We start from the raw sequence: 12,411 nt of genomic DNA on the forward strand, positions 1-12,411 counted from the left end.
GCTATCCGGCCCCTCTGTGACGCCCGGAGAGCGCTCAGTTGTCGCGCTTCTCCTTGATCTTCGCGGCCTTGCCGCGCAGCTCGCGCAGGTAGTACAGCTTCGCGCGACGCACGTCACCGCGGGTGACGAGCTCGATCTTCTCCACGATCGGGGTGTGCACCGGGAAGGTGCGCTCGACGCCGACGGAGAAGGAGACCTTGCGGACCGTGAAGGTCTCGCGGACGCCGGCACCCTGGCGACGGATCACCACGCCCTTGAACTGCTGCACACGGGAGCGGTTGCCCTCGATGACGCGGACGTGCACGTTGACCGTGTCGCCCGGGCGGAAGGCCGGGATGTCGGTGCGCAGCGATGCGCCGTCGACGATGTCGAGCAGGTTGGACATTTCGTCTGCTTTCTTCGCTGATGCCACAGGTCATCACCGGGAACTAGGTTCTCTGAAGGATGCTGTCCGGGTCGGGGCGGGCGTCGTGTCCCCCTGTGGCAGGGGCGCACGCCGGACGACGCACAACAGCGACCTATTCTCCCACGCCGTCCGGCCTGCGCCAAAATCGGCCGTGGGGCTCGCCCTCCGGATCCGGCGCCCAGCCCAGGATGGAGAGCATCTCGCGGTCCTTCTTGTCGAAGGCCTTGGGCTCGCAGCGCTCGATCAGGTCGGGCCGGTGGGCGGCCGTACGCCTGAGCGCCTCGTCGCGGCGCCAGCGGGCGATCTTCCCGTGGTGCCCGCTGAGCAGCACGTCCGGGATGTCACGGCCGCGCCACAGGGGCGGCTTGGTGTAGACGGGCCCCTCCAGGAGGTTGGTCATCGCGCCGGGCGCGAACGAGTCGTCCCGGTGGGACTCGGCGTTGCCGAGGACGCCGGGCAGCAGCCGCGCCACGGCCTCCGTGACGACCAGTACGGCGGCCTCGCCGCCGGCCAGCACGTAGTCGCCGATGGACACCTCGTAGACCGGCATCCGCGTCGCGTACTCGTCGATCACCCGGCGGTCGATGCCCTCGTAGCGCGCGGGCGTGAAGATCAGCCAGGGGCGCTCGGAGAGCTCGACGGCGAGTTCCTGGGTGAAGGGACGGCCGCTGGGGGTGGGGACGATCAGCGCGGGGGCGCGGGAGCCGCTCTCGTAGCCGTCGGCCAGGACGGAGTCCAACGCATCGCCCCAGGGCTCGGTCTTCATGACCATGCCGGGGCCGCCGCCGTAGGGGGTGTCGTCGACCGTGTTGTGGCGGTCGTACGTCCAGGAGCGCAGATCGTGCACGTGCACGTTCAGCTGTCCACGCGCGCGTGCCTTGCCGACCAGGGAGACGTTCAGGGGCTCCAGGTACTCGGGGAAGATCGTGACGACGTCGAGCCGCATCAGGACTCGTCCCGGCTGGAGGCGACCTCCGCCTGGTCGTCGATCAGTCCGGGCGGCGGGTCGACGACCGCCCGCTGCTCCTCCAGGTCGATCTCGACGACGATCGACTCGACGAACGGGATCATCACCTCGCTGCCGTCGGGCCGCTCGACGATGAAGAGGTCCTGGGAGGGCAGGTGCGAGATCTCGGTGATGCGGCCGATCTCGGTGCCGTCCCGGGTGACCACGTCCAGGTCCATCAGCTGGTGGTCGTAGTACTCGTCCTCCTCCTCCGGCAGCTCCTCGGGATCGATCTCGGCGATCAGGAGGGTGTTGCGCAGGGCCTCGGCCGCGCTGCGGTCGTTGACGCCCTCGAAGCGCAGGAGGAGCCGGCCGCTGTGGACGCGGCCGGTCTCGATGGTGAGCGGGCCGGTGGCGGCCGGGTCGGTGGCCAGCACCGCGCCGGGGGCGAGCCTGAGCTCCGGCTCGTCGGTACGGACCTCGACGGTGACGTCGCCCTTGATGCCATGGGCGCGACCGATGCGGGCGACTACCAACTGCACTTCTCTGGATCTCCTGTCATGACGACGACGGGCCGGGGACGGCCCACTGGCCCTCCCCGGCCCGAGCCGGTGCTACGTGTCTCGGCGTCAGCGGACGTGGTCCACGTCGACAAGGTCGACGCGGACACCGCGACCGCCGATGGCGCCCACGACGGTGCGCAGAGCGCGTGCGGTGCGGCCGTTGCGGCCGATCACCTTGCCGAGGTCGTCCGGGTGGACCCGGACCTCCAGCACGCGCCCGCGGCGCAGGTCGCGCGAGGCGACCTGCACATCGTCAGGGTTGTCGACGATGCCCTTCACGAGGTGCTCGAGAGCCTCCTCGAGCATGCTCAGGCCTCGGTCGACTCGGACGAGGAGGACTCGGCCGCGGCCTCGTCCTTCTTGTCGGCCTTCTTCTTCTGGGTGATGGCCTCACCCTTGCTCGCGTCGTCGCCACCGAGGGCGTCGAACACCGGGCGCGCGGCCTTCGGCTCGGCCACGAGCAGCGGCGCCGGGGCCGGCAGGCCCTTGAACTTCTGCCAGTCGCCGGTCAGCTTGAGGATGGCGAGGACGGGCTCGGTCGGCTGCGCGCCGACACCCAGCCAGTACTGCGCGCGGTCCGTGTCGACCTCGATGCGCGAGGGGTTCTGCACCGGGTGGTACAGACCGATCTCCTCGATGGCCCGGCCGTCACGGCGGGTACGGGAGTCGGCGACGACGATGCGGTAGTGAGGCGAACGGATCTTGCCCAGACGCTTCAGCTTGATCTTGACTGCCACGGGAGTAGGTTCTCCTGGTTTTGACGTGGTTGGGCACGGCGGGACGGCCGCGTGGGGTTGCGGTACCCGAGTGCCCGATGGACGCGTCAGCCGGAGGCGAGAGGGTTCCTGTGCGGCTGTCGAGTACAGCTAGCCATTGTGCCACACCCTGCGGGTCCCTTCGCCCCCGGGAGTGCGTGGGCATGCCTGAGGTGCACCCGGCGTCCCGGGTGCCCTCGGGCTGCGCACGCCACTGCGCCGTCCCGAGTGCGGCCGCCACGAGCAGCCGCACCCGTCAGCCGGCCGCCGCGCCCACGACCTCCGGGATCCGGAACGGCTTCCCGCAGCCCCCGCAGACGATCGGCGCCTGGGCGAGGACGGACGGGACGACCCGCACGTTACGACCGCAGTCGCACACGGCCTTGACCCGCACGCCGCCCCCGGAGGAGCCGTGGCGGGCGGCCGGACCGCGGAAGGAGCGGCCGGTGTCCGAGGAGGTGGCCGCGGTGTGGGCCTTCAGGGCGCGCTGGAGCCGCTCGATGGTCGGGCGGTACCGGCGCTTGGCCTCGGGGTTGAGCGTGACCAGCGAGAAACCGCTGCTCGGGTGGGGCTCCTCCTGGTGGTCCAGGCCCAGCTCCTCGGCGATCGCGAGGAATCTGCGGTTGTGGTAGCGGCCGGCGCGCGAGGTGTCGCGGACTCCGCGGGCGGCGGCGATGCCGTGGACTGCCTCATGGAGCAGTCGCTCGAAGGAGAGCTCGTGTCCGCACGCGGACGACGACTCTCCGATCAGGGACTCTGGCGCGGCAAGGTCGGGCAACTCGGGGTGGTACCGCTGAATGTCGGCCCACGCCTGTGCCAGCTCTGCGGCGAGAACAGGTGGTGTCTGTGTCGTGCTCACGTAATGACAACGAGCGGGGGTGCCGCTGTGTTCCTATTCCGGGCCATCCCAAATAATTTGCACGTACCCGTCAGTTGCCGCTGATGCGTCCGGACGAGGGCGGGTGCGCTGATCTGCGGAGAAGCCTCACAGCTCATACCAAGCCGGTACGTAGCCTGACGTACGCACCGACGCGTAGATGATGTCCACACGCCGGTGCGGCTGCGATCCGCAGATGCGCAAGGGGCGTTTCGGTCGCTCTCGCGACGCAAGGGCCCCGCCCTAGTAAGCGCGTGCGACGACCGCGACGTTACCGGGCTGCTCGTCGCTGTCGGGCACCGACCCGTCCTCGGCGACCAGACACCGTACGGTCACCGCGTGCTCGGCCAGTCTGACCTCGCCCTCCGTGCCGAGATCCGCCCACGGGATGCGCGCCCAGCCCCCGGCCGCGGCGACCTCCACGGCCTCCTCGACCGTCGCCACGTCGGAGGTGCGGGACTCCCGGCGCTCCCGTGACTGCGCGAGAAGCAGCGCCTGGTCCTCCTCGAACACCTTGGGAAGCAGTCCTACGAGGGAGCCGAGCGCCACCGGCTCCTTGCCCCCGGGGATCCGGCGGGCCAGCATCGCGGTGCCGTTCTCCAGGTCACGGGGGCCGACCTCGATGCGCACGGGCACGCCCTTGAGCTCCCAGTCGACGGCGCGGCGCCCGAACGGTACGTCCGTGCGGTCGTCGACCTGGACCCGTACGCCCGCCGCCTTCAGCTGATCGCCGATCTCGCGGACCTTGGCCAGAACCGCCTCGTCGCCCTTGATGGCGAGGACGACGGCCTGGGTCTGCGCGAGGTTGGGCGGGACGCGCAGGCCGTTGTCGTCGCCGTGCATCATCACCAGGGCGCCGATCATGCGGGTCGTCGAGCCCCAGGAGGTCTGCCAGACGAGCTCCTGCTTGCCTTCCTTCGACAGGTACTGGGTGTTGAACGCCTTCGCGAAGGTCTGGCCCAACTCGTGGCTGGTGGCCATCTGGAGGGCCTTGCCGTCGCCCATCATGCCTTCGAGCGTGAGGGTGTTGATGGCGCCGGCGAACCGCTCCTTGACCGTCTTGCGGCCCGCCACGACGTCCATCGCGAGGACCTTCACCATGAAGTCCTCGTAGACCTGGCGGTGGATGTGCGCGGCGAAGTCGCGGGCGTCCTCGAAGGTCGCGTGCGCGGTGTGGCCCTCCTGCCAGAGGAACTCGGTGGTGCGCAGGAACAGGCGGGGGCGCAGTTCCCAACGGACCACGTTCGCCCACTGGTTGATCAGCAGGGGCAGGTCACGGTAGCTCTGGATCCACTTCGAGAAGTAGTCGTTGATGATCATCTCGGAGGTGGGCCGGACGACCGCGGGCTCCTCCAGGTCCTTGCCGCCACCGTGGGTGACCACGGCCAGCTCGGGCGCGAAGCCCTCGACGTGGTCGGCCTCCCTGGCGAAGTACGACTGCGGGATCAGCAACGGGAAGTACGCGTTCTGCGTACCCGTCTCCTTGATCCGCCCGTCCATCTCGGCCTGCATCCGCTCCCACAGCCCGTACCCGTACGGTCGGATGACCATGGTGCCGCGCACCGGACCGTTGTCGGCCAGTTCGGCCTTGTTGATCAGGTCCTGATACCAACGCGGGAAGTCGTCCGCTCGGGGAGTGAGCACGGGTGCCTTAGCCATGGCGCGATGGTACGGGTCCAAGTTGCCGGGATGTGAAATCTCGCCACAGACATACCGCAGCCACAAGCAGGACCCGAGAAACCCTGGACGCGGCTGCTGGTGCGGAGTTACCTGGCAATGCGGGGGAAGTGCACGCACGTCTCGGGGGCAATGGATACGGGCACAGCGACAACTCTCGGCGGATTGGGGCGCTTTGATGACACCTACGCTCGTGCGGCAGCACCCTCCTCACGCGGACGAGACGTCCCGCGTGGACCTGTGTGCACGCGCGCGTGACTGGTCCGAGATCCAGGAGCGGATGCTGGTGCCGCTCTACGAGGCCGTCTACGAGCGACTGGAAGTGGGCCCCGGCACCCGGCTGCTGGGCCTGGGCTGCGGCAGTGGCCTCGCCCTTCTCATGGGGGCCGCCAGAGGCGCGGCGGTCAGCGGTGTCGACTCCTCCCGCGAACGACTCGCCCTCGCGCGCGAGCGGCTGCTCCCGACGGCCTGGGGCGCACGCACGCGTGGGGACACCCGGATCGTCGACGGCACACCCGGGGACGCGGCCGACGCGGAGACGCCCGCGTACACCCTGGTGACGGCTTTCGAGCCCATCGGGTGTCTGGCGGGCGACTCGGAGGGACTCGGCGGGCAGTTGCGGGCGGCGACTCCGCTCGCCGAGCGCGGGGCGCCCGTGGTGCTGGCCGGCTGGGGTCCGCCGGAACGCTGCGCCACGTCGTCCGTGCTGCGGGTGGCCACCAGACTGGCGGATCCGCTGCGCAGCGCGGGCAGTTGGCGCCCCGCCCTTCGCGACGACCTGGAGGAGGTCGCCCAGCGGGCCGGCCTCAAGCCGGACGGCTCGGGACGGGTGTCGTGCCCGTTCGGGTACGCCGACGTGGAGAGTGCCGTACGAGGGCTGCTGTCGACGGGTCTCTTCGACGCGGCGATCACCGCGACCGACCAGGCGCAGGTGGACAAGGAGCTGGCGGAGGCCCTGCACCCGTATCAGCGGCGGGACCGGACGGTGTGGATGCCGAACGTGTTCCGGTATCTGATCGCGCGTACGCCTTAACGGACCTCCTAGGAGTCCTCTTTCCTCAGGCGCGTGACGCCCGCGATCCGGTACGCGTCCGTCTCCTCCAACGTCTCGTTCTCCAGCAGCGCCGCGGCCAGGGTGTCCAACTGGCCGCGGTGGTCGCGGAGTTTGCGGCAGGCCTCCTCGTAGCACTCGTCGACGATGCGGCGCATCTCGTCGTCGATGACGTCGAGGGTCTGGGGCGCGGCGGCGAGGCCGTACGCCTGCTGGGCGTCGTTCGGGAGGGCCGAAAGGCGGCCCACCCGTTCGCTCATCCCCCACCGCGCGACCATGCCGCGCGCGATGTTGGTGACCTGTTCGAGGTCGTTCTCGGCGCCGGTGGTGATCACGTCGTAGACGACCTGTTCCGCGGCCATGCCGCCGAGGGCGCCGATGATCCGGCCGCGCAGGTACTCCTCGGTGTACGCGTACTTGTCCGCGTCCGGCGTCGAGAGGGTGACGCCCAGGGCCCGGCCGCGCGGGACGATGGTGATCTTGCGGACGGGGTCGGCGCCGGGCTGGAGCATGCCCAGGAGGGCGTGGCCGCTCTCGTGGTAGGCGGTGCGGCGGCGCTCCTCCACGGGCATCACCAGCGGGCGTTCGGCGCCCAGTTGGACCTTCTCCAGGGCTTCCGAGAGGTCGGCCTGGGTGACCTGGTCCTGCTTGCGCTTGACCGCGAGGAGGGCGGCCTCGTTGGCGAGGTTGGCGAGTTCGGCGCCGGTCATGCCCGGGGTCGTACGGGCGACCTGGGCCAGGTCCACTCCGGGGGCGAGCGGGATCTGGCGGGTGTGGATCTCCAGGATCGCCTCGCGGCCGCCGCGGTCGGGCGGCGAGACCACGACCACCCGGTCGAAGCGGCCTGGGCGGGTGAGGGCCGGGTCCAGGACGTCGGCGCGGTTGGTGGCCGCGATGACGATGACGCCCTCCGAGCCGGAGAAGCCGTCCATCTCGGTCAGGATCTGGTTCAGGGTCTGTTCGCGCTCGTCGTGACCGCCCATTCCCGAACCGCCGCCGCGGGCCCGGCCGATGGTGTCGATCTCGTCGATGAAGATGATCGACGGGGCCACCTTGCGGGCCTCGGCGAACAGTTCACGCACGCGTGAGGCACCGACACCGACGATCATCTCGATGAACTCGGAGGCGGACGCCGAGAAGAACGGCACCCCCGCCTCCCCCGCGACCGCCCGCGCGAGCAGCGTCTTGCCGGTGCCGGGCGGGCCCGCCAGGAGCACGCCCCGGGGCATCTTGGCGCCCATCTTCCGGTAGGCGTCGGGGTTCTTGAGGAAGTCGACGACGTCGTTCAGCTCGCCCTCGACCTCGTCGATACCGGCCACGTCCTCGAAGGTGGTCCGCTGCTGCCCCGGCTCCAACTCGACGGGCTTGGGCGGGGCCTTGCGGCCGAGCATGCCGCCCGCGCCGCCCATGCCCGCGCTCATCCGCCGGGCGATGAAGATCCACAGGACGACCAGGAGCAGCATCGGGGCCAGCGAGATCAGCAGATTGGCCAGAAAACTACGGTGCTGGACGACCGGCTCCGCCGTGACCGTGACGTTGTGCCTGGTCAGGTCCTCCCAGAGCTGGTCGTCCGCGAAGGTCGGCCGCTCGGTGTTGAACTTGGTGTACTTGCCGTCGCCCTCGGGGTTGTCCTGGCCCTTCTTGAGCTGGCCCTGGATCGCGTCGCCCTTGGCGTAGATCTTGCTGACGTTGCCCGCGTCGACCTGCTTGCTGAACTCCGTGTACGAGATCGTCGGCTCGTCGCCCTCGTTGAAGAACGACAGCACCAGGTTGGCGATCAGGTAGACGACCAGCGCGGTCAGGATCAGGCTCCACCAACCGCCGCGCATCTTCCTCCCGCCCGGCGACGGCTTCGGGGGCTCGTCCGGGGTGCCCTCGGTACGCCAGGGCTGGTCGGGCGACTTGCGCGGCGGCGCAGGGTTGGTCATATCGGGACGTTACGACACGGAACAGACGTCGGCACGCCCAGCATGCGTCGAGGGCACCCCTCCGGAGAAGGGCGCCCTCGACGACGTAAAGGGGCTGTCAGCCCATGCACTTCCTGAGACTCAGCCCATGAACTTCTTGAACTCGTCCGGCAGCTCGAAGTCCTGCGGCGCCTGCTGGCCCGGCACGCCGAACGCGCCGCCGCCGGCCTCGCGCCGCTGGGCCTCCTCCAGCTCCTGCTGCTTGCGCTTCATCGGGTTGCCGGAGCGCTGCTTGCCCTTGGCCTTCTTCGGCTGCTTCTTGCTGCGGCCGGGGCCGCCGCCCATGCCCGGTACGCCCGGCATCCCGGGCATGCCGCCGCCCTGGGCCATGCGGGACATCATCTTGCGGGCCTCGAAGAACCGCTCGACCAGGTTCTTGACCGCGCTGACCTCGACGCCGGAGCCCTTGGCGATACGGGAACGGCGGGAGCCGTTGATGATCGTCGCGTCCTGGCGCTCGGCCGGGGTCATCGACTTGATAATCGCGGCCGTGCGGTCGACGTCCCGCTCGTCCAGGTTGTTGATCTGGTCCTTGATCTGCCCCATGCCGGGCAGCATGCCGAGCAGCTTGGAGATGCTGCCCATCTTCCTGACCTGCTCCATCTGGGCCAGGAAGTCGTCCAGGGTGAAGTCCTGGCCCTTCTTGGACGCCAGCTTGGAGGCCATCTTCTCGGCCTCTTCCTGACTGAACGTCTTCTCCGCCTGCTCGATCAGGGTGAGCAGGTCACCCATGTCGAGGATGCGGGAGGCCATCCGGTCAGGGTGGAAGGCGTCGAAGTCCTCCAGCTTTTCGCCGTTCGACGCGAACATGATCGGCTTGCCGGTGACCGAGGCGATCGACAGGGCCGCACCACCGCGCGCGTCACCGTCGAGCTTGGAGAGCACCACGCCGTCGAAGCCGACGCCGTCACGGAAGGACTCGGCGGTGTTGACCGCGTCCTGGCCGATCATCGCGTCGACGACGAAGAGGATCTCGTCCGGCGAGACGGCGTCGCGGATGTCCGCGGCCTGCTGCATCAGCTCCTGGTCGATGCCGAGGCGGCCTGCGGTGTCCACGATCACGATGTCGTGGACCTTGGACTTCGCGAACTCGATGGAGTCCTTGGCGACCTTGACCGGGTCGCCCACGCCGTTGCCCGGCTCGGGCGCGTAGACCGCGATCCCGGCCCGCTCGGCGACGACGCTCAACTGGTTCACGGCGTTCGGGCGCTGGAGGTCGGCGGCGACGAGCAGCGGCGAGTGCCCCTGGTCCTTGAGCCACTTGCCCAGCTTGCCCGCGAGGGTGGTCTTACCGGCACCCTGCAGACCCGCGAGCATGATCACGGTCGGCGGGTTCTTGGCGAAGCGCAGGCGCCGGGTCTCGCCGCCGAGGATCGTGACGAGTTCCTCGTTGACGATCTTCAGGACCTGCTGGGCCGGGTTCAGCGCCTTGTTCACATCGGCGCCGAGGGCACGCTCCTTGACGTTCTTGATGAACGTCCGTACGACGGGCAGGGCCACGTCCGCTTCGAGCAGCGCGATCCGGATCTCGCGCGCGGTGGCGTCGATGTCCGCCTCGGAGAGCCGTCCCTTGCCGCGCAGGTTCTTGAAAGTGGCTGAGAGGCGATCGGAGAGAGTATCGAACACGGCGCTCGCGGTCCTCGGGGTCGGTGGCTACTGGGGAATCGCCCTCCAGGGTATCCCGGCTCGGTACGGCACCGGGATCCCGCGTCATCCCCGGAGCATCTCCTCCAGTTTGCGCGCCACGGACGCCGCTTCCTCGCCGGGCAGGACGGCGCCCTCGGGCCCGGTCACGTAGAAGGCGTCGACGGCGTTCGCGCCCAGTGTGGAGACGTGCGCGCTGCGCATCAGGACGCCCGCGTCCTCCAGGGCCCGGCCGATCCGGAACAGCAGTCCGGGGGCGTCCTGGGCGCGCACTTCGATCACGGTGGCGAAGCGCGAGGCGGCGGACGCGACCGTCACCCGCGCCGCCGGTGCCACCACACCGCGGCGGCGCGGATACGCGGCGTCCCGCTCGGCGAGCCGGCCCGCGACGTCCAGGGAGCCGTCCAGGGCGCGGACCAGGTCGGCCCGCAGCCGCGCGGCCTGGGGCAGCGAGCCGTACTCGGCGGCGACCCGCCAGTTCAGCAGCAGCACGGAGCCCTCGACGCCGTCCGGCAGGTCCAGCGCGCGCAGTTCGGCGGTGCGCACGGTAAGCCGGTGCATCGCGAGGACGCCGGCCACCGCGGGCAGCACCCGGGGCTGGTTGGGTACGGCGATCAGCAGCTCCACGCCGAGCGGCTCCGGATCCCCGGCCGGCTGGTCCTCCGTCGGCGGCTCGGTCTGCGCGCGCAGGGCGAGGACCGGGCTGCCGGTGGCGACCGCCTCGATGGCGAGCCGCTCCTGCTCGGCGGTGGGCGCGGCGGACTCGGGCTCCTCCGGGACGTCCCCGGCGAGCACGGCGGCGACCCGCTTCACCAGGTCGGCGACGAGGGACCCGCGCCAGGACGACCAGGCCGCGGGCCCGGTGGCCAGCGCGTCCGCCTCGGTCAGCGCGTGCAGCAGCTCCAGCGTGCTCTGCGTGCCGACCGCCTCGGCGACCGCGCGCACGGTGGCCGGGTCCTCCAGGTCGCGCCGGGTGGCGGTCTCGATGAGGAGGAGGTGATGGCGTACGAGGGTGGAGAGCACCGTGACGTCCGTGCGGTCGAAGCCGATGCGGGCGGCGACGTCCTTGGCGATGATCTCGCCGGCCACCGAGTGGTCGCCGGGCCAGCCCTTGCCGATGTCGTGCAGCAGCGCGGAGACCAGGAGGAGGTCGGGGCGGCTGACCCGGCGGGTGAACTCGGAGGCGCGTACGGCGGTCTCGATCAGGTGCCGGTCGACGGTCCAGATGTGCACGGCGTTGCGCTGCGGCCGGCAGCGCACCCGCTCCCAGTCCGGCAGCAGCCGCGTGATCAGGCCCTCCGCCTCCAGCGCCTCCCAGACCTCGATGGTGGGCTGCCCGGAACCGAGCAGGGTCACCAGCTGTTCGCGCGCCTCGGCGGGCCAGGGTGTGGGCAGCGGGCGCACGGTGGCCGCCAGGCGCCGTACGGCGTGCAGGGAGAGCGGCAGGCCGGCCTGTGCGGCGGCAGCGGCGGCGCGCAGCGGGAGGACGGGGTCGCGCTCGGGGCGCGCGGCCCGCGCGAGCACCACCTCGCCGTCCTGCTCCACGACGCCCTCGGCGAGCGGCGAGCGCTCGGGGACGGGCTTGTTGCCGCCGAGCATGGCGCGCAGCCGCGGCCGCACCGCCCGCGACCTGAGCACGCGCCCCACCTCGCGCCAGGTGACGTCACTGGCGTACGAGATGACGCGGGCGGCCTCGTACACCTGGCGCAGCAGGGTGTCGGCGTCGAGCAGGCCGAGTTCGGCGGCGACCTGGTCCTGCTCCTGGAGGGCGAGCCGGTCGGTGGCGCGGCCGGTGGCCAGGTGCAGTGCGTCGCGGACGTCGAGCAGTCGCCGACGGGCGTCGTCGAGGCCCTCGCGCGGGGCGTCTGCCAGCCAGGAGGCGGCGACGGCGCGCAGGGTGGTGGCGTCGCGCAGGCCGCCGCGGGCTTCCTTGAGGTCGGGTTCCAGGAGGTACTGCAGCTCGCCCTGGCGCTCCGCGCGCTCGGCGCAGAGTTCCTGGAGTTCGGGGAGGCGTTTGGGTGCCTGGTTGCGCCAGTCGGCGAGGACCGACGTGCGCAGGGCGGCGGTGAGGCCGAGGTCGCCCGCGAGGTGGCGGGCGTCCAGGAGGCCGAGCTGGACCTTCAGGTCCTCGCCGGCGGTCCTGCGGGCCTCGGCCGGGGTGCGGACCGAGTGGTCCAGGGCGAGGCCGAGGTCCCAGACCGGGTACCAGATGCGGTCGGCCAGGGCGGCCACCGCGCCGGAGTCGGCGCCGTCGTGCAGGAGGAGCAGGTCCAGGTCGCTGCGCGGGGAGAGCTCGCCGCGGCCGTAGCCGCCGACGGCGACCAGGGAGATGCCCCGCAGGTCCGCGGCGCCGGCGGTGAAGAGCCCCGACAGCCAGTCGTCCGTCAGTTCGGCCAGGGCGGCACGGCGCGGCGGCCCGGACCGCGCCCCCTCCTGGAGGAGGCGCAGCCGGGCCGCCGCGTAGCCGCTGGGTCCCGAATCCTCTGCTTCGTTGCGCACGTCCGTGCTCGACACCCAGCGACTCC

At 70.9% G+C, this 12,411-nt stretch carries 11 protein-coding genes; 1 reads left to right on the forward strand and 10 read right to left on the reverse strand.

The annotated features are described in order from the left end of the window. Positions 1-34: 34 nt before the first annotated feature. The 7 genes from rplS to proS all read right to left on the reverse strand — a co-directional run bounded on the left by rplS (position 35) and on the right by proS (position 5,206). Positions 35-385, reverse strand: a complete 351-nt coding sequence (gene rplS / locus M2283_RS33000) for a 50S ribosomal protein L19 (protein WP_123997467.1) — start codon at positions 383-385, stop codon at positions 35-37. Positions 386-518: 133 nt separating this feature from the next. Beyond that, positions 519-1,352 (reverse strand): tRNA (guanosine(37)-N1)-methyltransferase TrmD, encoded by an 834-nt coding sequence (gene trmD, locus M2283_RS33005; protein WP_280880136.1) that lies wholly within the window; start codon positions 1,350-1,352, stop codon positions 519-521. Continuing rightward, entirely contained in the window at positions 1,352-1,894 is a 543-nt protein-coding gene (gene rimM, locus M2283_RS33010) for a ribosome maturation factor RimM (protein ID WP_280880137.1), read from the reverse strand. The genes trmD and rimM overlap by 1 nt, the downstream gene beginning before the upstream one ends. Positions 1,895-1,981: 87 nt before the next feature. Further along, complete coding sequence (locus M2283_RS33015) at positions 1,982-2,221, reverse strand: RNA-binding protein (protein ID WP_005479813.1); 240 nt, start codon at positions 2,219-2,221, stop codon at positions 1,982-1,984. 2 nt (positions 2,222-2,223) lie between these two features. After that, positions 2,224-2,652, reverse strand: coding sequence for a 30S ribosomal protein S16 (gene rpsP / locus M2283_RS33020; protein ID WP_280880138.1), 429 nt, complete (start codon positions 2,650-2,652; stop codon positions 2,224-2,226). 274 nt (positions 2,653-2,926) lie between these two features. Further along, entirely contained in the window at positions 2,927-3,529 is a 603-nt protein-coding gene (locus M2283_RS33025; RefSeq protein WP_280880139.1) for a hypothetical protein, read from the reverse strand. Between the two features lie 261 nt (positions 3,530-3,790). Further along, entirely contained in the window at positions 3,791-5,206 is a 1,416-nt protein-coding gene (proS, locus tag M2283_RS33030; RefSeq protein ID WP_280880140.1) for a proline--tRNA ligase, read from the reverse strand. Between the two features lie 196 nt (positions 5,207-5,402). Between proS and M2283_RS33035 the strand changes: the two genes are divergently transcribed. After that, positions 5,403-6,257: a class I SAM-dependent methyltransferase gene (locus M2283_RS33035; protein WP_280880141.1), complete on the forward strand. Its 855-nt coding sequence runs from the start codon at positions 5,403-5,405 to the stop codon at positions 6,255-6,257. 8 nt (positions 6,258-6,265) lie between these two features. On the opposite strand, the gene ftsH is transcribed toward M2283_RS33035, so the two are convergent. The 3 genes from ftsH to M2283_RS33050 form a co-directional block, all read right to left on the reverse strand. Then, entirely contained in the window at positions 6,266-8,203 is a 1,938-nt protein-coding gene (gene ftsH / locus M2283_RS33040; protein WP_280880142.1) for an ATP-dependent zinc metalloprotease FtsH, read from the reverse strand. 120 nt (positions 8,204-8,323) lie between these two features. Then, positions 8,324-9,868, reverse strand: a complete 1,545-nt coding sequence (gene ffh, locus M2283_RS33045; RefSeq protein ID WP_280880143.1) for a signal recognition particle protein — start codon at positions 9,866-9,868, stop codon at positions 8,324-8,326. Between the two features lie 84 nt (positions 9,869-9,952). After that, the gene (locus tag M2283_RS33050; RefSeq protein ID WP_280880144.1) at positions 9,953-12,400 is read right to left on the reverse strand and encodes a [protein-PII] uridylyltransferase; all 2,448 of its coding nucleotides are present in this window, start codon (positions 12,398-12,400) and stop codon (positions 9,953-9,955) included. Positions 12,401-12,411 lie beyond the last annotated feature (11 nt).

This window comes from Streptomyces pseudovenezuelae, from assembly GCF_029892565.1.
GTDB classification, from domain to species: Bacteria; Actinomycetota; Actinomycetes; order Streptomycetales; family Streptomycetaceae; genus Streptomyces; species Streptomyces pseudovenezuelae_A.